Origin of the sequence: Bacillus pretiosus (genome assembly GCF_051294775.1) — a bacterium.
GTDB classification, from domain to species: domain Bacteria; phylum Bacillota; class Bacilli; order Bacillales; family Bacillaceae_G; genus Bacillus_A; species Bacillus_A wiedmannii.
Genome location: NZ_JBPPHF010000003.1, coordinates 592,798 through 612,910 on the forward strand (window position 1 = coordinate 592,798; position 20,113 = coordinate 612,910).

Below are 20,113 nucleotides of genomic sequence, written 5' to 3' on the forward strand. Positions count from 1 at the left end.
ACGGTAGCTCCGTTATTAGCTAGACTCATTTATGGGTCACTGAGGCAAGAGTATTCTTGCGAAGAAGGGTGGTACCGCGAAATCTTTCGTCCCTTCAGCACATAGCTGGAGTGTGGACGTAGGATTTTTTTTATTGATAAAAATTTTCAAAAAGGGGGCTTATAAGAACAATGTCTTCAAAAACGGAAGAGAAACTGGCAACTGGTGCACAGCTATTGTTAGAAGCGTTAGAAAAGGAAGGAGTAGAAGTGATTTTCGGTTATCCTGGTGGTGCTGTTTTACCTCTTTATGATGCACTCTATGACTGTGAAATTCCGCATATTTTAACAAGGCATGAGCAAGGAGCTATTCACGCCGCGGAAGGGTATGCCAGAATTACTGGCAATCCAGGGGTTGTCATTGCAACGAGTGGGCCAGGTGCTACAAATGTTATTACCGGTCTAGCAGATGCGATGATTGATTCATTACCACTTGTTGTATTTACAGGGCAAGTAGCAACGACGTTAATTGGAAGTGATGCTTTCCAAGAAGCGGATATTATGGGGCTTACGATGCCGGTGACAAAACATAACTATCAAGTGCGAAAGGCTTCAGATTTACCTCGAATTATTAAAGAAGCATTTCATATTGCTAGAACAGGAAGACCAGGCCCAGTCGTTATTGACCTTCCGAAAGATATGGTAGTAGAGCAAGGAGAACGCTGTAATGACGTACAAATGGATTTACCAGGATACAACCCTAATTATGAACCAAATTTACTCCAAATAAACAAATTATTACAAGCAATTAGGGCTGCAAACAAGCCGTTAATTTTAGCTGGAGCAGGTGTATTGCATGCGAAGGCTTCGAAAGAGTTAACAAGTTTTGCTCGTAAATATGAAATTCCTGTTGTGCATACATTACTTGGTCTTGGTGGGTTTCCGCCAGATGATGAACTTTTTCTAGGGATGGGAGGAATGCACGGTTCTTACACAGCCAATATGGCGTTATATGAATGCGACTTACTTATTAATATAGGTGCAAGATTCGACGATCGTCTTACTGGGAATTTAGCTTATTTTGCTAAAAAGGCGACTGTTGCGCATATCGATATTGATCCAGCCGAAATCGGAAAAAATGTGCCGACTGAAATTCCTATTGTTGCAAGTGCTAAGCGAGCTTTGGAAGTATTACTTCAACCAGAAGGAAAGAAAGAAAATCATCATGAATGGATCTCTTTACTAAAGAGTAGAAAAGAAAAGTATCCATTCTCTTATAAACGAAATTCGGAAAGTATTAAGCCTCAATACGCAATTGATATGTTATATGAAATTACGAAAGGAGAAGCGATTGTAACAACAGATGTTGGGCAACATCAAATGTGGGCGGCACAATATTATCCGCTCAAAAATCCAGATAAATGGGTAACTTCAGGAGGATTAGGAACGATGGGATTTGGGTTTCCAGCAGCAATTGGTGCGCAAATTGCAAAGCCTGAGGAACTAGTTATTGCAATTGTAGGTGACGCTGGATTTCAAATGACCTTGCAAGAATTAAGTGTGTTAAAAGAACACTCATTGCCTGTTAAAGTATTTATTTTAAATAATGAAGCTTTAGGAATGGTAAGACAATGGCAAGATGAATTTTATAATCAAAGATACTCGCACTCTTTACTGTCGTGTCAACCAGATTTCGTCGCTCTTGCGAATGCGTATGGCATAAAAGGAGTTCGTATAGAGGATCCACTTCTTGCAAAGAAGCAAATACAGCAGGCGATTGAATTACAAGAACCGGTCGTAATTGATTGCCGTGTACTTCAATCAGAAAAGGTAATGCCGATGGTTGCGCCAGGGAAAGGTGTTCACCAAATGGAGGGAGTGGAAAAAAGGTGAAGAGAATTGTTACAGCGACAGTTCGAAATCAAAGTGGTGTATTAAACCGAATTACGGGTGTTATGACACGAAGACATTTTAATATTGAAAGTATTTCAGTAGGTCATACGGAATCATCGGACATATCGCGGATGACGATTGTTGTACACGTTGAAAATGAACAGCAAGTGGAGCAGTTAATTAAACAACTTCATAAGCAAATTGATGTTCTGAAAGTATCAGATATTACAGAAGAAGCGATGATCGCAAGAGAACTTGCACTTATTAAAGTAGCAACATCAGTAGCAAGAGCAGAATTATATAGTTTAATTGAACCGTTTCGAGCCGCTGTAATAGATGTTGGGAAGGATTCCATAGTTGTGCAAGTAACTGGTACGCAGGAGAAAGTAGAAGCATTAATTGAATTACTTCGTCCGTATGGTTTGAAAGAAATTGCTAGAACAGGTGTAACAGCATTTACGCGTAGTATGAAAAAACAAGATAAGCAAGTTATGTTAATTCAATAATCATTTAAATATAGGGGGAAATGAAAATGACAAAAGTTTATTATGAGAAAGATGTAACGGTAAATGTATTAAAAGAAAAGAAAGTAGCAATCATTGGATATGGTTCGCAAGGTCATGCGCATGCGCAAAACTTACGTGATAACGGATTTGATGTAGTAATAGGTTTAAGAAAAGGGAAGTCTTGGGATAAAGCGAAAGAAGATGGATTTTCTGTATATACAGTAGCAGAAGCAGCGGAAAAAGCTGATGTAGTAATGATTCTACTACCAGATGAACTCCAGCCAGAAGTATATGAAGCGGAAATTGCGCCAAATTTAAAGGCAGGAAATTCTCTCGTTTTTGCACACGGATTTAATGTTCACTTTGATCAAGTGAAACCACCAGCTAATGTAGATGTATTTCTAGTAGCGCCAAAAGGGCCAGGTCATCTTGTGCGCCGTACATTTGCTGAAGGCGCAGCTGTTCCTGCATTATTTGCAGTATACCAAGATGCAACAGGAGTTGCGACTGAAAAGGCACTTTCTTATGCTGATGGGATTGGAGCGACGAGAGCTGGTGTATTAGAAACGACATTTAAAGAAGAAACAGAAACAGATTTATTTGGAGAGCAAGCTGTGCTTTGCGGCGGAGTAACTGCGCTAGTAAAAGCTGGATTTGAAACGTTAGTTGATGCTGGTTATCAACCGGAACTTGCATATTTTGAATGTTTACATGAACTAAAACTAATCGTTGACCTTATGTATGAAGGCGGACTTGAAAATATGAGATATTCAGTTTCAGATACAGCGCAGTGGGGCGACTTCGTATCAGGACCACGCGTTGTAACGGAAGATACGAAGAAAGCGATGGGTGCAGTGCTGGCAGAAATTCAAGATGGTACATTTGCAAGAGGCTGGATTGCAGAGCATAAAGCAGGAAAACCAAATTTCCATGCGACAAATGAGAAAGAGAATGAACATGAAATTGAAGTAGTTGGACGTAAATTACGTGAAATGATGCCGTTTGTACAGCCGCGAGTAAAGGCAGGGGTCAAATAATATGAAACAGATTTTGTTCATGGATACGACGCTACGTGATGGCGAACAATCACCAGGAGTAAATTTAAATGAACAAGAGAAATTGCAAATTGCAAGGCAATTAGAGAGACTAGGTATTAATGTCATGGAAGCTGGTTTTGCAGCAGCTTCCGAAGGGGATTTTCAATCGGTAAAACGCATCGCAAATACCATTCAAAATGCTACAGTTATGAGTTTAGCTAGAGCGAAAGAAAGTGATATTCGAAGAGCATATGAAGCGGTGAAAGGTGCTGTATCTCCTCGTTTACACGTATTTTTAGCTACAAGTGATATTCATATGAAATATAAACTTTGTATGTCAAAAGAAGATGTATTAGATAGTATTCACCGCTCGGTTACACTCGGGAAATCATTATTTCCGACAGTACAATTTTCTGCAGAAGATGCGACAAGAACAGCAAGAGATTTTTTAGCTGAAGCAGTTGAAGTTGCGATTCGTGCAGGAGCGAATGTAATTAATATTCCAGATACAGTTGGATATACGAATCCAGAAGAATATTATTCTCTTTTTAAATACTTACAAGAATCCGTTCCTTCATATGAAAAAGCAATTTTCTCTTGTCATTGTCATGATGATCTTGGGATGGCAGTAGCAAATTCATTAGCTGCGGTTGAAGGCGGAGCGTTGCAAGTAGAAGGAACAATTAATGGAATTGGAGAAAGAGCAGGTAATGCGGCGCTAGAAGAGGTCGCAGTTGCTCTTCATATTAGAAAAGATTTCTATAAGGCGGAGTCTTCTATGACGCTAAAAGAAATTAAAACGACGAGTACATTAGTAAGCAGATTAACAGGTATGGTTGTACCGAAAAATAAAGCGATCGTTGGAGCGAATGCTTTTGCTCATGAATCCGGAATTCATCAAGATGGTGTTTTAAAAGAAGTGACAACATATGAAATTATTGAACCAGCGCTAATAGGCGAATCTCAAAATCTATTCGTACTTGGAAAACATTCTGGACGTCACGCGTTTACAGAAAAAATGAAAGAGCTTGGCTATGAATTTACAAAGGAAGAACGAGATGCGGTGTTTGAAGCGTTCAAAAAATTAGCTGATCGTAAGAAGGAAATTACTGAGGAAGATTTACGTGCGCTTATGCTTGGTGAAGCAGCATTTGCAGCTCAGCAATATAACATTACGCAACTACAAGTTCATTTCGTATCAAATAGTACACAATGCGCGACAGTTGTACTAAAAGACGAAGAAGGAAATGCATACGAAGATGCAGCCACTGGTTCTGGTAGTATTGAGGCGATCTATAATGCAATCCAAAGAATTTTAGGATTAGAATGTGAATTGGTGGATTATCGCATACAATCTATTACACAAGGTCAAGACGCACTGGCTCATGTTCATGTTGAATTAAAAGAAGGAACGCATCAAGTATCAGGTTTTGGTGTTGCGCAAGATGTATTGGAAGCGTCGGCAAGAGCATATGTCCATGCAGCAGGGAAATTAAAATCTCTGATAGCGCTTGTGAAATAAGTGTTTGATGGGTGAGGGAGAAGTTTCCTTACCTATCAAATTAAAGTTCTGAAAATTCAGTTAAAAGGAGTGTTGAAATTGGAAAAACGTATCGTTTGTTTAGCTGGTGATGGTGTTGGCCCAGAAATTATGGAAAGTGCGAAAGAAGTATTGCATATGGTAGAAAGGTTATATGGACATCATTTTCACTTACAAGATGAGTACTTTGGCGGGAGTGCTATCGATTTAAATGGGCAACCATTACCACAACGAACGCTTGCCGCTTGTTTAGCAAGTGATGCGGTTTTACTTGGAGCGGTTGGTGGACCAAGGTGGGATAGCGCGAAAGAAAGACCGGAGAAAGGATTATTAGCTCTAAGAAAAGGACTTGGAGTATTTGCGAACGTTCGCCCTGTAACGGTAGAAAGCGCAACGGCACATTTATCGCCATTAAAAAACGCTGATGAAATTGATTTCGTTGTTGTTCGTGAATTAACAGGCGGAATTTATTTTTCTTATCCGAAAGAACGAACGGACGAAGTAGCAACAGATACACTTACGTATCATCGTCATGAAATTGAACGGATCGTTTCTTATGCCTTTCAATTAGCGAGTAAGCGGAAGAAAAAAGTAACATCTATTGATAAGGCGAATGTTTTAGAATCTAGTAAACTATGGAGAACTGTTACGGAAGAAGTAGCACTTCGTTATCCAGACGTTGAACTAGAACATATTTTAGTAGATGCAGCTGCGATGGAGTTAATTCGGAATCCAGGACGGTTTGATGTAATTGTAACGGAAAATTTATTTGGGGATATTTTGAGTGACGAGGCTTCAGTATTAGCAGGATCATTAGGAATGCTTCCATCAGCAAGTCATGCGGAAAAGGGACCTTCATTATACGAGCCTATTCACGGATCAGCACCGGATATTGCCGGGAAAAATAAGGCAAATCCAATTGCAATGATGCGCTCTGTTGCAATGATGCTTGGGCAATCATTTGAATTAACGAGAGAAGGGAATGCAATTGAATCTGCGATATCTGCAGTTCTTAAATTAGGAAAATGTACAGCAGATATCGGAGGAGATGAGACGACAACTTCATTTACGAAGGCAGTTATACAAGAGATGGAAGAGCAAGCGTTAGTAGGGAGAGGGAGATAATGGGAAAAAGGCTGCTAGATAAACTTTGGGAAAGACACGTAGTTACGACAAACGAAAATGGATTAGATTTATTATATATCGATCTTCATCTTGTTCATGAAGTAACGTCACCGCAAGCCTTTGAAGGCTTGCGGCTTACAAATCGAACGGTTCGCAGATCGGATTTAACATTCGCAACGATGGATCATAATATTCCAACGAAAGATGTTTGGAATATTACCGATCGCATTGCGAAGCAGCAACTAGATACACTCCGGGAAAATTGTAAACAATTTCAGGTGCCGTTAGCGGATATCGGGGATGAAGAGCAAGGGATTGTTCATGTTATCGGACCAGAACTTGGACTTACACAACCAGGAAAAACAATTGTTTGTGGTGATAGTCATACAGCAACGCATGGTGCGTTTGGCGCACTAGCATTTGGCATTGGTACGAGTGAAGTGGAGCATGTATTGGCAACGCAAACGTTATGGCAACGAAAGCCGAAAGCGATGGGTATTGAGTTAAAAGGAAAATTACAGAAAGGTGTTTACGCAAAAGATATTATTTTGCATTTCCTTTCAAAGTACGGTGTAGCAGTTGGAACTGGATATGTAATGGAATTTTACGGAGATACGATTGAGGTTATGGAGATGGAAGAGAGAATGACGCTTTGTAATATGGCAATTGAAGGAGGAGCAAAGGCTGGTATTATAGCACCAGATGAAAAAACATTTGCTTATGTAAAAGGACGTAAATATGCACCGAAAGACTTTGAAACATTCGAGAAGAAATGGTCTGAACTTTATACAGATTCAGATGCAATTTATGATTTGCATATTTCGATAGATGTGACGGATTTAGCACCGTACGTTACATGGGGAACAAACCCGAGTATGGGTGTTCGTATTGATGAAAAATTGCCAGACAAGCAGGATGCAAATGACGAAAGAGCATTTTCTTATATGGGATTAAGCCCTGGACAAAGCACGTATGACATTCCTGTTCAGCATGTTTTCATTGGATCTTGTACAAATTCCAGGCTTTCTGATTTAGAAATTGCTGCATCTGTTGTGAAAGGGAGAAAGGTAAAAGAAGGTGTGCGAGCGCTCGTTGTGCCTGGATCGAAAAGAGTAAGAGAAGCTGCGATGCAAAAAGGGCTACATCACATATTTGAAGAAGCTGGATTTGAATGGAGAGAACCTGGATGTTCAATGTGTCTTGGAATGAATCCAGATCAAGTACCTGAAGGAGAACATTGTGCTTCGACTTCAAATCGTAATTTTGAAGGAAGACAAGGAAAAGGGGCACGAACACATTTAGTTAGCCCAGCAATGGCGGCAGCAGCTGCGTTATACGGTCATTTTGTTGATACTAGAAAGGAGAGTTATGATGGAGCCATTTCGTATTCATAAAGGTACTGCTGCAGTACTGATGAATGATAATGTTGATACAGATCAAATTATTCCGAAGCAATATTTAAAGAGAATTGAAAGGACGGGATTTGGAAAATATTTATTCGATGAATGGCGTTATGATAATAACCGCCATGAAAACCCTAATTTTCCGCTTAATGCACAAAATAGAAAAGGAGCAAGTATATTAATTACAGGTGATAATTTTGGTTGTGGTTCTTCAAGAGAACATGCTCCGTGGGCGCTTGCTGATTATGGTTTTCGCGTTATTATCGCCGGCGGGTTTGCAGATATTTTTTATATGAATTGTATGAAAAATGGTATGTTACCAATTGTAATGGATAAAGAAATGCGAGAACAACTTGCCAAAACGGATGCGAGAGAACAAATAGAAGTAGATTTAGAGAATGAGGTAATTAAAACAAGTACGCACAGGTTTCATTTTACAATCGAGAAAATGTGGAAAGAGAAATTATTAAATGGTCTAGACGAAATTAGTATTACGATGCAATATGAACAAGAAATTGTAGAGTATGAAAGGAGAGTAGCTTTACATTAAGAAATAACGGAATGTTCAAAAAGTATTTACATTCAGAATTAAGTATTATATACTATGTAAAAATCAGAGGAGAAAGGGAGTAAGTATTATGAATATCATGCAATCTATTAAAATGCTTACACAACTACATCATCATACATAAAGCCCTTGAACCTAGCGTGAAAACGTGTAGGCACAAGGGTTATTCCCGTTGTACCTACACTCTACTAAAGAGCCTTGTAGGTATTTTGTCTACAAGGCTCTTTTTATTTTCGGTTTAGGTGAATGAAATGGGCATACATTAGAAAGGGAAAGGTGTGAGAATTTAGATGACAAAATGGAAACGGGCAAACCCAAATGGAACGAGAGACTATTTATTCGAAGAATGTACGTTAATTGAAGAGGTGGAGCAAAAATTAAGACGTACTTTTTTAGGGCGAGGTTATGAGGAAATAAGGACACCTACAATTGAATTTTATGATGTTTTTGCCTTTCAAAATAGGCCGATAGATGAAGAAAAGATGTATAAATTTTTTGATGAAAAGGGACGGATTACCGTGTTACGTCCAGATATGACAATTCCTTTAGCGAGAGTGATGGGAACGCAGAGGTGGGATACGCCGCTTAAACTGACGTATGGCGGGAATGTATTTCGGGCGAATGAGTCCCTTACTGGAAAATATAATGAAATTGTACAAAGTGGTATTGAAATTATAGGTATTGATAATGTAAGAGCTGAAATTGAATGCGTCATAAGCGTCATTCAATCACTTCAAAAGGTGAAGGTACAATCTTTTACAATAGAGATTGGGCAAGTGCAATTATATAAATGTATTGTAAAAAAACTCTCCATTCATGAGGAAGAAGAGAGAGTACTTAGGACATACATTGAAAGTAAAAATTATGCGGCTCTATCAAATTTTATTAGAGAAAAGAAATTAGATCGATGTGATGAAACAGTAAGATTACTTGAGAAGTTACCAAGGCTATTTGGGAACTTAGAAGTGATTGAGGAAGCAGAAAAACTCGCCTCAAGTAATGAAATGAAAATGGCGATTGCAAGAGTGAAAGAAATATATGAAGCAATTGAAAAACTAGGCTATGGATCTTACATATCAATTGATTTAGGTATGATCCAACATTTAGATTACTATACGGGAGTTATTTTCAAAGGGTATATATACGAAATTGGAGAAGAAATTGTTAGTGGCGGAAGGTATGATGAGTTAATTGGAAATTTTGGAGAAATGCTGCCGGCTGTTGGACTCGCGGTGCAAGTCAATCAAATTGTGAAGGCGCTGCAAGAGCAACAAGAACCATATGAACGAAAGGGAATAGATATTATTATTCATTATGAGTTAAATAGATTAGCAGAAGCGGAAAGATTACGAAATTTACTTCAAAAGGACGGGAAAAAAGTAGAGCTATCCTTATTCTCTAATGTAAATGACACCTTTCAATTTGCAAGAAAAAATCAAATAGTAACGGTCGTTGAGGCGAAGAACGAATCATTAGTGGAATATGTATGGAAAGAGAAATGGGTAGTCCAGAAAGAAGGAGAAACTTCATGCGTAACATTCAAATTGCGTTAACGAAGGGAAGATTAGAAAAACATGTGATTCCGCTCTTTGAGCAGATTGGAATTGATTGTTCGGAGCTCAAAAATAAAGGACGAAAGCTTGTTTTTCAAAGTAAAAATACAGATATCTCATTTATTTTAGTGAAAGCAGTAGATGTTGCTACTTATGTAGAACATGGAGTAGCTGATATTGGGGTCGTTGGAAAAGATATTTTAATGGAAAACGAGAAAGATATTTATGAAATGTTAGATTTAGGAGTGGGCGTGTGTAAGTTTTGTGTTGCTTCTATTCCTACGTATAATCCGAAGAGCTACCGAAAGAAACGCATTGCGACGAAATATCCACATATTACTTCTAACTATTTTCATGATAAAGGGGAGGATGTAGAAATTATTAAAATAGAAGGTTCTGTAGAAATCGCTCCTATTCTTGGATTGGCAGATGCAATTGTTGATATTGTGGAAACAGGAAAAACATTACAAGAAAATGGGCTCATTGTATTTGAGGAAATGTGTTCTATATCTGCTCGGATGATTGTAAATAAGGCTGCATTAAAAACTAAAAAAGACGAAATATTCAGTATTATAAATATGATGGAGCAAGAAATTTTGTCAGGAAAATAGGGGGACTTGTAATGGAGATAGTTTGTGAAGATTTTCAAAAGGCGTTATCGAAAATAAAATTGCTACGAGAAAATGCTAATATAATAGAAGAAACTGTTCAAAGAAGTGTAAGCGAAATCGTTCGAAAGGTAAGGAAGAGTACGGATGAGGCTCTATCTTTTTATACAAAAAAGTTTGATGGTGTGGAGATTAAAGAGTTTCGTGTAAGTGAGGAAGAAATAAAACGAGCGGGTATGTTTGTAGAGAATTCATTTTTAGAAGCGTTACAAGAGGCGAAGAAAAACATTATTTCTCATCACGAAAAGCAAAAAAGGCAATCCATGTTCGATTGCACGAGTGAAGGCATTATTAGAGGGCAAATCATTCGGCCGTTAGAAAATATAGGGGTATATGTGCCGGGCGGAACTGCTTCGTATCCTTCGTCAGTATTAATGAATGTATTGCCAGCAAAACTCGCTGGTGTGAAAAAGATTGTAATGGTAACACCACCAAGGCAAGGGGGGATTGATCCACATATTTTAGTTGCTGCAAGCCTTGCAGGAGTAGATGAAATTTATACGATAGGTGGTGCGCAAGCAATTGCTGCTTTAGCATATGGGACGGAATCGATTCCAAAAGTGGATAAAATAGTTGGACCAGGAAATTTGTACGTTGCTCTGGCGAAACGAGAAGTATACGGAATAGTAAATATCGATATGATTGCTGGACCGTCAGAAATTGTAGTTATTGCTGATGAAACCGGTAATGCAAAATATATCGCTGCTGATTTATTATCACAAGCAGAACATGACGAGAGAGCAACAGCAATTTGTATTACAACGAATATAGAGTTAGCAAAAGAAGTAGAAAGAGAGATAGAAAGACAGTTAGAAACATTACCAAGAAGCGAAATTGCACGTGAATCGATAAATAGAAATGGAGCTATCTTTATCGTGCCTTCTTTAGATGAGGCGCTACAATTATCGAATGAAATCGCTCCAGAACATTTAGAATTACATATAAAAGAACCGATGAATGCTCTAGCTTATGTGAAACATGCAGGGTCTATCTTTCTTGGTCCATATGCACCGGAACCGCTCGGTGATTATTTAGCAGGACCGAATCACGTGTTACCGACAAGTGGAACGGCAAGGTTTTTCTCACCGTTATCAGTCGATGATTTCGTGAAAAAATCAAGCTTTCTGTCTTATACGGAGGAAGCGTTAAGAGATGTACAACATCATATTGTAGAACTTGCCAATAAAGAAGGATTACATGCGCATGCGAGAGCAATTCAAATAAGATTTGAGGAGGAAGAATAATGCGTGAGTGCAGTCAAATACGTGAGACGACAGAAACAAAAATCAAATTAAGTTTGCAGCTTGATGAAGGCAAGAACGTTTCTGTACAAACGGGAGTTGGATTTTTTGATCATATGCTAACTTTATTTGCAAGGCATGGAAGATTCGGTTTACAAGTGGAGGCGGAAGGCGATGTATTCGTTGATGCGCATCATACAGTTGAAGATGTTGGAATTGTACTCGGAAATTGTTTGAAAGAAGCATTGCAAAATAAAGAGGGGATTAACCGTTATGGCTCCGCATATGTACCGATGGATGAATCTTTAGGTTTTGTCGCAATTGATATTAGCGGGCGCTCATATATTGTATTTCAAGGAGAATTAACGAATCCGAAGCTAGGGGATTTTGATACAGAACTAACAGAAGAATTTTTTAAAGCAGTTGCTCATGCTGCCAATATTACATTACACGCTCGCATTTTATACGGAAGCAATACACATCACAAAGTTGAAGCGTTATTTAAAGCGTTTGGTAGAGCGCTTAGAGAAGCAGTCGAAAGAAATGCCAGCATTACTGGTGTAAATTCCACGAAAGGGATGTTGTAATTGATTGCTATTATAGATTATGGAATGGGAAATATTCGCAGTGTGGAACAAGCATTACAATATATTGGAGCAGAGTACATCGTAACGGGTGATAAAGAAAAGATTTTTAGAAGTGATGGAGTAATTTTACCAGGAGTAGGTGCATTTCCGAAAGCGATGGATGTATTGGAAGAAAAAAATTTAGTGCGTGTGTTAAAAGAAGTCGGGCGTTCAGGAAAACCGCTTCTGGGCATTTGCCTAGGGATGCAGCTTTTATTTGAAAAAAGTGAGGAACTACAAGACTGTAACGGATTAAGTTTATTGCCAGGTGTTATTCGAAAGTTAAAGGTTCCTTATAAAATTCCACATATGGGATGGAATGAGTTAAAGAAAGAGGGAGAAATAGCACTTTGGAATGGAGTAGAGGACGGTTCTTTCGTATATTATGTTCACTCTTATTATGCAGATTGTCCAAATGAAATTGTGTATGGGATAAGTGAATATGGAGTGAAAGTACCTGGTTTTGTAGCAAAAGGAAATATATACGGCGCACAGTTTCATCCTGAAAAAAGCGGTGACATTGGAATGCAAATGTTGAAAAATTTCAAAGGGGTGGTAGAGGCATGGAAATCTTCCCAGCTATCGATTTAAAAGAGGGGCGATGCGTTAGACTTTATCAAGGAGAGTTTAGTAAAGAAACAGTAATGAATGAAGATCCGGTTGCGCAAGCGATTATATTCGAAAAATTGGGAGCGAAAAAGTTGCACATTGTTGATTTAGATGGCGCAATTGCTGGCGAGTCAGTAAATTTGCTCGTTATTGAAAGAATTTGCAAGGCAGTACGTATTCCTGTGCAAGTTGGAGGAGGAATTCGATCACTTGTAGCGGTAGAGAAGTTATTGTCAGTGGGTGTAGATAAAGTGATTTTAGGAACAGCTGCTCTTTATGATAAGGAATTTTTAGAAGAAGCAGTTCTTCTATATAAAGAGAAAATCATTGTTGGAATTGATGCGAAAAATGGTTTCGTAGCAACGAGAGGCTGGCTTGATGTGTCTGAAATTTCTTACATTGATTTAGCAAAGCAAATGGAGAATGTAGGTGTTCAAACGATTGTGTTTACAGACATTTCGAAAGACGGGACACTTGCAGGACCGAATTTAGAGCAATTGGAGTTACTACAAAAAAGCGTGAGCATTCGTCTTATTTCTTCTGGAGGAGTGGCATCTATTCAAGATGTGAAAAAATTAAATGATATGAATATATACGGCGTCATAATTGGTAAGGCTCTTTATGAGAAAACGATTGATTTAGAAGAAGTGTTAGAGGTAACAAAGTTATGTTAGCGAAACGCATTATTCCATGTCTAGATGTGAAAGAGGGCCGAGTCGTAAAGGGTGTAAATTTTATAGGGTTACAAGACGTCGGTGATCCTGTTGAAATAGCCGCTTTATATAATGAGGCGGGAGCAGATGAAATTGTATTTTTAGATATTACGGCAACGCATGAAGGACGAAAAACAATTCTAGATGTTGTAGAAAAAACAGCTTCGAAAGTATTTATTCCTCTTACAGTTGGCGGGGGAATTTCAAGTGTTAAAGATATGTACAATTTACTAAGAGCTGGAGCGGATAAAGTTTCAATCAACTCAGCGGCAGTGCGAAATCCAAAGCTAATCGAAGAAGGGGCAGAACACTTTGGCTCACAATGTATTGTCGTAGCAATTGATGCTAGAAAAGTAGCAGAAGAAAAGTGGAATGTTTATGTGAACGGCGGAAGAGTTGATACGGGTATGGATGCAATCGGGTGGGCAAAACGCGTTGCCGAGCTAGGGGCAGGCGAAATTTTGTTAACGAGTATGGATGCAGATGGAACGAAAAACGGGTATGATCTTCGTTTAACAGAAGAAATTTCAAAAAGCGTTTCCGTACCAGTCATCGCGTCAGGCGGATGTGGTCACGTTGATCACATTATAGAAGTTTTTCAAAAGACAACAGTTGATGCAGCACTTGCGGCATCCATCTTTCATTATGGTGAGGCGACAGTGCAGGACGTAAAGAGAAAATTAAGAAATGCAAATGTTGAGGTGCGGTTATGAAACCTAACTTTTCAAAAGGATTATTACCAGCAGTTGTAATTGAAGAAGGGACAAAAGAAGTTTTAATGCTAGCTTATATGAATGAAGAAGCATATGAAAAAACGCTAGAAACGACAAGAACATGGTTTTATTCTCGTTCAAGACAATCGTTATGGAATAAAGGAGAAACATCAGGAAATGTCCAATATGTGCAATCTCTTTATTTAGATTGTGATCAAGATTCAATTGTTGTTGTCGTAAAGCAAGTGGGACCTGCTTGTCATACAGGAGAGAAAACATGTTTTCACTACCAAATTATATAGGGGGATACATATGGAAAATGCCTTTAAATTACTATTTGAAACAATTGAAGAACGAAAGGGAAATCCACTTCCTGAATCGTATACAAATTATTTATTTTCAAAAGGCGAAGATAAAATTTTAAAGAAAATTGGTGAAGAATGCACGGAAGTAATTATCGCATCTAAAAATAATGACAAAGAAGAATTAGTGAAAGAAATGGTTGATGTATTGTATCACTGCTTTGTTTTATTAGCTGAAAAAAATATATCATTAGAAGATGTTATGGAGGAAGTGACAGAAAGAAATGGGAAGCTTTCGCGAGTAGGGGACAGAAGTGAAATAGATACATTATAAGGGGGAAATGTAGATGAAGGTGGATTATCACATTCATTTAGAAGAAGGGCCATATTCAATAGGATGGCTAGCTAAAATAAATGAAGTGTTACAACATTATGAACCACTTAAAGAAGAGAAACATTCTATGGAATGGCTTGTGAAAACACAAGAACGCCTGCAAAGACGTGTGAAAGAAGGGCCATTTACAATGAAATGGATTGATTTATATTTAGAAGAAGCTTTGCAAAAAGGTATAAAAGAAGTTGGTATTGTTGATCATTTATACCGTTTTTATGAAGCGAGAGAATACTATGAAAGATATGTCGATATTAGTGATTCGAGGCTTGGTCGTTTACAGAAGGAATGGTTAGACCAAGTAAGGGTAACATCACTGCATGATTTTACAAAGGCAATTGAAGAGGCGAAAGAACGGTGGAGTAAAAGAGGTGTTACGCTTAAACTTGGAATTGAAGCGGATTATTTTATTGGTGGTGAACAAGAATTACAATCTTTACTCGCATTAGGAGATTTTGATTATGTAATTGGTTCTGTTCATTTTTTAAATGGATGGGGATTTGATAATCCAGATACGAAAGAATATTTTAAGGAACATGACTTATATGCTTTATATGATACGTTTTTCAAAACGGTTGAGTGTGCAGTTCGCTCTAATTTATTTGATATTATAGCTCATCTTGATAACATAAAAGTATTTAATTATCGGTTAGATGAAAATGAACAACTTTCTTATTATAAGGAAATTGCGCGTGCGTTAGTAGAAACAAATACGGCAACGGAAATAAATGCAGGATTGTACTATCGCTATCCTGTACGCGAAATGTGTCCGAGTCCGCTATATTTACAAGTACTAGCTAAGCATGGCGTTCCAGTTACTCTCTCCTCAGATGCTCATTATCCGAATGATTTAGGGAAATATGTGGAAGAGAATATAAAGACATTACGTAATCATGATATTTCTCACATAGCTACATTTACGAAACGAGTAAGAACGATGAGATTACTGGAAGAAGAAGTAACAATTTCAAAATGATCACGATTTTTTGATGAAAACCACCCTTTTTGTTCAAAATAAGAAAGAATAAAAAGGAGGGTAAGAAATGGCGAAACAACAAAATAAACAAAATGTACAAGGTGCACAACAACAAGCTTATACTTCTGAAACGAATGCTACATCTCAATCCGTTATTGAGGAACAAATTAGTGATACAGTTGCAGAGGGAACGATCGATGTGAAGCTTGGAAAACAATCGCAAGAAAAAGCATAAGAAGAGGGGGAGACTTGCATCTCCTCTTTTTTTGTGGAAAAGTGTCGATTTTCAAAACTATAATCAAATTCCTTGGTTTTTATATGTGGATTTCTTACAATAAAAGATAAGAGATATCTTATTTTCTATAGAAGAGGTGTTAGTAGTGGCAAAAATATTAGTAGCAGGGAAAATTCCAGCAATCGGATTAGAACTATTAAAGGATCATGATGTAGAAATGTACGATAAAGAGGCGTTAATTTCTTTAGATGAATTAACAGAGCGTGTAAAAGACAAAGATGCATTGTTAAGCCTACTTTCTACAAAGGTGACAAAAGAAGTGATTGATGCGGCACCTAATTTGAAGATTGTTGCAAACTACGGTGCTGGTTACGATAATATTGATTACTCGTATGCTGGAGAAAAAGGGATTGCGGTAACGAATACACCGAAAGTATCAACTGAAGCGACAGCAGAATTAACATTTGCACTTCTTTTAGCAGCTGCACGTAGAATTCCTGAAGGCGATACATTATGTCGTACAACTGGATTTAATGGATGGGCACCATTATTTTTCTTAGGCCGCGAAGTACACGGTAAAACAATTGGAATTATTGGCCTTGGAGAAATCGGAAAGGCAGTTGCAAAGCGTGCGAAAGCGTTTGGAATGAATGTTTTATATACAGGACCAAACCGAAAGCCTGAAGCTGAAAGTGAGCTGGAAGCAACATATGTAACATTAGAAGAATTATTACAAACAGCAGACTTTATTACAATTAACTGTGCGTATAATCCGAAATTGCACCATATGATTGATGAAGAACAGTTCAAAATGATGAAGAAAACAGCTTATATTATAAATGCTTCACGTGGACCAATCATGCATGAAGCAGCACTAGCTCATGCATTAAAAACGAATGAAATTGAAGGGGCGGCTCTTGATGTGTTTGAATTTGAACCGAAAATTACTGAAGAGCTAAAAGGGTTAAAGAATGTAGTACTTGCTCCTCACGTAGGAAATGCAACATTCGAAACGCGTGATGCGATGGCTGAAATGGCAGTAAGAAATATTTTAGCAGTATTAAACGGTGAAGAGCCTGTAACACCTGTAAATCAAAAAGTATTCGTTACAAAATAAAAAGAAACCTTCCGGTTCCGGAAGGTTTCTTATTTGTCTTTATTTGCTCTTTTAGATGGTATTTGTCTAAGAAATTGAGATAGCATATACAAAATGTATAGTGGAATAGCAATGAATAAGAAAACAGAAAAATTACCGAACCCTGTTTGGTACATTGTGATAATGATTCCAACTAAAAATAGTGTAATAATGATGCTATATCGTGGAATTGGTACATCTTTTAAACTTGGGATACGAATGCGGCTCACCATTAAAAATGCGAACGTTACAAATACTGTAATAAGAACGATTTTTGGAATGGTATGTGAAAATAATGTTAAGAAAGCAACAAGCCCTCCCGCTGCTGTAATCGGTACGCCAGTGAAATATTTCATTGAAGTAGAAGATGGTGTTACATTAAATCGTGCTAAACGGTATGCTCCGAAAAGAGGGAATAGTCCCGCTATGTATAGTCCGATGATTCCGTAATTGGAGAAAGATGTGTAATACATGAGAACAGCAGGTGCTGCACCAAATGTTACGACATCCGCCAGTGAGTCAAGCTCTTTTCCCATTTGTGAATCAACACGTAATAAACGAGCAACACGCCCATCAAGACTATCTAACATCATCCCGATAAGTACTAAAATAGCAGCTGATTTATAATATCCTAAAGATGCATAGCCGATTGACAAGAATCCACTATATAAATTTCCGAGCGTAAATAAGTTTGGAATAGCTGCTCTATACAAAATCTGATCCCTTGCTTTCTGTAATAAATTCTTAATTAGTTTATGAAATTTTACTTATTTTATCATACCATAAATTTCTTCCTCATACGAAAAAAATTCCCAATTTGTGAAAGATTTCATAGCGGAATGATTTGAAAAATAAGTAAAAAAAGAAGCAACTTTTATAAAAGTTGCTTCTGGCGCTATTCAAATTTCGTTGTCATTGTTCCGGTTTTATAACGATTGTTAGGATCGAAACGTAATAAGTCTCCATAAATGAGTTTGTCGGAGAGTTTCAATTCAGTTTTTGCTTTTTCAATATTTGGTTGACATAATGAAATGTCCGCTTCTTCACCTGTATTTCGTTTATAGCACATGTTTTTTGTATAAACATAGTTTTCCGAAACGAAGCTACCATCACGCATTACCATAAGTGGATCTTCTTCTTTAATAAATAGGTCAGTTCCAAATTCAACTGATTGATTTGTTTTAATACCAAGTAAATGAAGTAGCGTTGGTTTAATATCAATTTGACCAGATACTTTAGAAATGACTTTTCCTTCTTGACCAGGTACATGAATAATGAGAGGGACGCGTTGTAATTGCATAGAATCAAACGGTGTAATAGCATCTTTCCCAAGGAACTGAGCCATAGCTGCATTATGGTTTTCAGAAATACCGTAATGATCTCCATAAATGACAATAACGGAATTATCATACAGTCCTTCCTCTTTTAATTGTTTAATAAATAGTTTAAGAGCTTCATCCGTGTAACGAACGGTTGGGAAGTAGCGGTTTACAACACCACTTTCCGAATTAAACTCATCAACATATTGATCTTCTGGATTTAGAAGAAATGGAAAATGATTTGTTAAAGTAATAAATTTTGTATAGAACGGTTGTGGTAAAGATTTTAGCTTTGGAATCGATTGTTCAAAGAACCCTTTATCTTTTAATCCCCAACCGACAGACATTTGTTCTGTGCCTACGTAATCATTTAAATTAAAGTAACGATCATATCCAAGTGCAGGATACATTACATCACGATTCCAAAACGTTTTATCGTTTGAATGGAAGACAGCAGAAGAATATCCGTATTTTTTTAATTGTTCTGGTGTAGCTGTATATTCATTTGTTGCGTGAGTAAAGAATACAGAACCGCGGTCTAACGGATAAAGTGAATTTTCAACGATAAATTCAGCATCAGAAGTTTTACCTTGTCCCGTTTGATGATAGAAGTTATCGAAATAAAAACTATCTTTAATAAATTCATTTAAAAATGGAGTGATTTCTTTTCCATTTATTTTTTTATTAATAACAAAACTTTGTGTAGATTCCATTGAAATCAAAATTACATTTTTACCTTTTGCAGCTCCAAATAAGTTTTTATCAACTTGCTTATCTTTTGAGTCTGTATAGTTTTTAATTTCAGAGAACCCGTCACCACTTGCAAATACACGTTCAGCCGAAGATTTAGATTGAAGTGTAATATCAAATAGATGATATGTGTATAAACCTAAATTTTTCACGACAGTTTGACGATCAAATGAGCGTGAGAACATTTGTGGCTTATAAATAACTGAAACGACAATTTGTAATGCTAATAGAGCTGTTACACCGCTAAAGAAAGTTCGCTTCTCAGAGCGAGAAAGTGGCGTCTTGTCGCAAAATGCTGGGAATTTACGTGAAAGAAACATTAAAATAATTGCATCTGCAAATAAAAGTAATGTTTTGTACGTAAAGAGTTCTTTTATACTTGTCCCTAAATCAGCCATATTATTTGTTTGAAATAAAACTGGGAACGTAACGAAATCGTTATAAAACCCATAAAACATTGCATTTCCAAATAAAATAAAGGACAGTATAAAACTGATTCCAACTATAATGCGGTTTCGGTGTTTAGATGCAAGTAAAGCAAAACCGAAAAATAAAAGTAACGCAGCTAGTGGATTAATAAAAAGCATAAATTCTTCAAAGAAGTTATCAATTTTAATATCAAATGCTAGCTTGTACACAATATATGTTTTTATCCATAATAAAACGACTGCAACGAGTGCAAATCGCAGTTTTGGAAACAGACGTTGTAGCATAATATACTCCTCTCCTAAAAAGCATGACAGTTCTTGTGAGCCGGTTTGATTAGCGCCTCATTTTATATATACGAACAGTCCTTTGTTATTATGTTTATTATACTATGAGTATCATTATA

At 37.3% G+C, this 20,113-nt stretch carries 21 protein-coding genes and 1 other annotated feature (1 of these 22 cut by a window edge); of the genes, 19 read left to right on the forward strand and 2 right to left on the reverse strand.

Annotated elements, in window-relative coordinates:
• Window positions 1–97, forward strand: a binding site (T-box leader); it begins 131 nt to the left of the window's first position.
• Window positions 98–170: 73 nt separating this feature from the next.
• From ilvB to ACSG5Z_RS19730, 19 genes are all read left to right on the forward strand, one after another.
• The gene (gene ilvB / locus ACSG5Z_RS19640; RefSeq protein ID WP_435711999.1) at window positions 171–1,871 is read left to right on the forward strand and encodes an acetolactate synthase large subunit; all 1,701 of its coding nucleotides are present in this window, start codon (window positions 171–173) and stop codon (window positions 1,869–1,871) included.
• Entirely contained in the window at window positions 1,868–2,377 is a 510-nt protein-coding gene (gene ilvN / locus ACSG5Z_RS19645) for an acetolactate synthase small subunit (RefSeq protein WP_000822948.1), read from the forward strand. Before ilvB ends, ilvN begins: the two co-directional genes overlap by 4 nt.
• Window positions 2,378–2,397: 20 nt before the next feature.
• Window positions 2,398–3,414, forward strand: coding sequence for a ketol-acid reductoisomerase (ilvC, locus tag ACSG5Z_RS19650; RefSeq protein WP_097889760.1), 1,017 nt, complete (start codon window positions 2,398–2,400; stop codon window positions 3,412–3,414).
• A 1-nt stretch (window position 3,415) separates the two neighbouring features.
• Window positions 3,416–4,936 (forward strand): 2-isopropylmalate synthase, encoded by a 1,521-nt coding sequence (gene leuA / locus ACSG5Z_RS19655; protein WP_087985496.1) that lies wholly within the window; start codon window positions 3,416–3,418, stop codon window positions 4,934–4,936.
• 78 nt (window positions 4,937–5,014) lie between these two features.
• Complete coding sequence (gene leuB / locus ACSG5Z_RS19660) at window positions 5,015–6,079, forward strand: 3-isopropylmalate dehydrogenase (RefSeq protein WP_048544933.1); 1,065 nt, start codon at window positions 5,015–5,017, stop codon at window positions 6,077–6,079.
• Complete coding sequence (gene leuC, locus ACSG5Z_RS19665; RefSeq protein WP_435712000.1) at window positions 6,079–7,473, forward strand: 3-isopropylmalate dehydratase large subunit; 1,395 nt, start codon at window positions 6,079–6,081, stop codon at window positions 7,471–7,473. The genes leuB and leuC overlap by 1 nt, the downstream gene beginning before the upstream one ends.
• Entirely contained in the window at window positions 7,451–8,032 is a 582-nt protein-coding gene (gene leuD, locus ACSG5Z_RS19670) for a 3-isopropylmalate dehydratase small subunit (RefSeq protein ID WP_087985499.1), read from the forward strand. Before leuC ends, leuD begins: the two co-directional genes overlap by 23 nt.
• 308 nt (window positions 8,033–8,340) lie before the next feature.
• A complete protein-coding gene (gene hisZ / locus ACSG5Z_RS19675; protein ID WP_435712001.1) occupies window positions 8,341–9,603 on the forward strand; it encodes an ATP phosphoribosyltransferase regulatory subunit in 1,263 nt (420 codons plus the stop codon).
• Window positions 9,579–10,214, forward strand: coding sequence for an ATP phosphoribosyltransferase (hisG, locus tag ACSG5Z_RS19680; protein ID WP_131932830.1), 636 nt, complete (start codon window positions 9,579–9,581; stop codon window positions 10,212–10,214). The genes hisZ and hisG overlap by 25 nt, the downstream gene beginning before the upstream one ends.
• A gap of 11 nt (window positions 10,215–10,225) precedes the next feature.
• Window positions 10,226–11,515, forward strand: a complete 1,290-nt coding sequence (gene hisD, locus ACSG5Z_RS19685; protein WP_435712002.1) for a histidinol dehydrogenase — start codon at window positions 10,226–10,228, stop codon at window positions 11,513–11,515.
• Window positions 11,515–12,099 carry an imidazoleglycerol-phosphate dehydratase HisB gene (gene hisB / locus ACSG5Z_RS19690; RefSeq protein WP_435712003.1) on the forward strand — a complete coding sequence of 195 codons (585 nt, stop codon included), beginning with the start codon at window positions 11,515–11,517 and terminating at the stop codon, window positions 12,097–12,099. Before hisD ends, hisB begins: the two co-directional genes overlap by 1 nt.
• A complete protein-coding gene (hisH, locus tag ACSG5Z_RS19695; protein WP_000560363.1) occupies window positions 12,100–12,729 on the forward strand; it encodes an imidazole glycerol phosphate synthase subunit HisH in 630 nt (209 codons plus the stop codon).
• Window positions 12,702–13,421 carry a 1-(5-phosphoribosyl)-5-[(5-phosphoribosylamino)methylideneamino]imidazole-4-carboxamide isomerase gene (gene hisA / locus ACSG5Z_RS19700; RefSeq protein WP_098147973.1) on the forward strand — a complete coding sequence of 240 codons (720 nt, stop codon included), beginning with the start codon at window positions 12,702–12,704 and terminating at the stop codon, window positions 13,419–13,421. The genes hisH and hisA overlap by 28 nt, the downstream gene beginning before the upstream one ends.
• Window positions 13,415–14,173, forward strand: a complete 759-nt coding sequence (gene hisF, locus ACSG5Z_RS19705) for an imidazoleglycerol phosphate synthase cyclase subunit (protein WP_088121710.1) — start codon at window positions 13,415–13,417, stop codon at window positions 14,171–14,173. Before hisA ends, hisF begins: the two co-directional genes overlap by 7 nt.
• The gene (gene hisI / locus ACSG5Z_RS19710) at window positions 14,170–14,475 is read left to right on the forward strand and encodes a phosphoribosyl-AMP cyclohydrolase (RefSeq protein ID WP_435712004.1); all 306 of its coding nucleotides are present in this window, start codon (window positions 14,170–14,172) and stop codon (window positions 14,473–14,475) included. The genes hisF and hisI (ACSG5Z_RS19710) overlap by 4 nt, the downstream gene beginning before the upstream one ends.
• Before the next feature lie 10 nt (window positions 14,476–14,485).
• Window positions 14,486–14,809, forward strand: a complete 324-nt coding sequence (hisI, locus tag ACSG5Z_RS19715; protein WP_000426349.1) for a phosphoribosyl-ATP pyrophosphatase — start codon at window positions 14,486–14,488, stop codon at window positions 14,807–14,809.
• 13 nt (window positions 14,810–14,822) lie between these two features.
• Window positions 14,823–15,842: a histidinol phosphate phosphatase domain-containing protein gene (locus ACSG5Z_RS19720; RefSeq protein WP_087985504.1), complete on the forward strand. Its 1,020-nt coding sequence runs from the start codon at window positions 14,823–14,825 to the stop codon at window positions 15,840–15,842.
• 67 nt (window positions 15,843–15,909) lie between these two features.
• Entirely contained in the window at window positions 15,910–16,077 is a 168-nt protein-coding gene (locus ACSG5Z_RS19725; protein WP_087985505.1) for a YozQ family protein, read from the forward strand.
• A 145-nt stretch (window positions 16,078–16,222) separates the two neighbouring features.
• Entirely contained in the window at window positions 16,223–17,194 is a 972-nt protein-coding gene (locus ACSG5Z_RS19730) for a 2-hydroxyacid dehydrogenase family protein (RefSeq protein ID WP_097889755.1), read from the forward strand.
• A 29-nt stretch (window positions 17,195–17,223) separates the two neighbouring features.
• On the opposite strand, the gene pssA is transcribed toward ACSG5Z_RS19730, so the two are convergent.
• Both pssA and ACSG5Z_RS19740 read right to left on the reverse strand, forming a co-directional pair.
• Window positions 17,224–17,925 carry a CDP-diacylglycerol--serine O-phosphatidyltransferase gene (pssA, locus tag ACSG5Z_RS19735; protein ID WP_060489528.1) on the reverse strand — a complete coding sequence of 234 codons (702 nt, stop codon included), beginning with the start codon at window positions 17,923–17,925 and terminating at the stop codon, window positions 17,224–17,226.
• A 182-nt stretch (window positions 17,926–18,107) separates the two neighbouring features.
• Window positions 18,108–19,994: an LTA synthase family protein gene (locus ACSG5Z_RS19740; protein WP_046955254.1), complete on the reverse strand. Its 1,887-nt coding sequence runs from the start codon at window positions 19,992–19,994 to the stop codon at window positions 18,108–18,110.
• Between the last annotated feature and the right edge of the window lie 119 nt (window positions 19,995–20,113).

What these genes read in the sequence shown, in the direction of transcription:
- ilvB (WP_435711999.1), top strand. Translation starts at nt 171, where the DNA reads ATGTCTTCAAAAACGGAAGAGAAACTGGCAACTGGTGCACAGCTATTG.
- ilvC (WP_097889760.1), top strand. Translation starts at nt 2,398, where the DNA reads ATGAAAATGACAAAAGTTTATTATGAGAAAGATGTAACGGTAAATGTA.
- leuA (WP_087985496.1), top strand. Translation starts at nt 3,416, where the DNA reads ATGAAACAGATTTTGTTCATGGATACGACGCTACGTGATGGCGAACAA.
- leuC (WP_435712000.1), top strand. Translation starts at nt 6,079, where the DNA reads ATGGGAAAAAGGCTGCTAGATAAACTTTGGGAAAGACACGTAGTTACG.
- leuD (WP_087985499.1), top strand. Translation starts at nt 7,451, where the DNA reads ATGGAGCCATTTCGTATTCATAAAGGTACTGCTGCAGTACTGATGAAT.
- hisZ (WP_435712001.1), top strand. Translation starts at nt 8,341, where the DNA reads ATGACAAAATGGAAACGGGCAAACCCAAATGGAACGAGAGACTATTTA.
- hisG (WP_131932830.1), top strand. Translation starts at nt 9,579, where the DNA reads ATGCGTAACATTCAAATTGCGTTAACGAAGGGAAGATTAGAAAAACAT.
- hisD (WP_435712002.1), top strand. Translation starts at nt 10,226, where the DNA reads ATGGAGATAGTTTGTGAAGATTTTCAAAAGGCGTTATCGAAAATAAAA.
- hisB (WP_435712003.1), top strand. Translation starts at nt 11,515, where the DNA reads ATGCGTGAGTGCAGTCAAATACGTGAGACGACAGAAACAAAAATCAAA.
- hisA (WP_098147973.1), top strand. Translation starts at nt 12,702, where the DNA reads ATGGAAATCTTCCCAGCTATCGATTTAAAAGAGGGGCGATGCGTTAGA.
- hisF (WP_088121710.1), top strand. Translation starts at nt 13,415, where the DNA reads ATGTTAGCGAAACGCATTATTCCATGTCTAGATGTGAAAGAGGGCCGA.
- hisI (WP_435712004.1), top strand. Translation starts at nt 14,170, where the DNA reads ATGAAACCTAACTTTTCAAAAGGATTATTACCAGCAGTTGTAATTGAA.
- hisI (WP_000426349.1), top strand. Translation starts at nt 14,486, where the DNA reads ATGGAAAATGCCTTTAAATTACTATTTGAAACAATTGAAGAACGAAAG.
- ACSG5Z_RS19720 (WP_087985504.1), top strand. Translation starts at nt 14,823, where the DNA reads ATGAAGGTGGATTATCACATTCATTTAGAAGAAGGGCCATATTCAATA.
- ACSG5Z_RS19725 (WP_087985505.1), top strand. Translation starts at nt 15,910, where the DNA reads ATGGCGAAACAACAAAATAAACAAAATGTACAAGGTGCACAACAACAA.
- ACSG5Z_RS19740 (WP_046955254.1), bottom strand. Translation starts at nt 19,994, where the DNA reads ATGCTACAACGTCTGTTTCCAAAACTGCGATTTGCACTCGTTGCAGTC.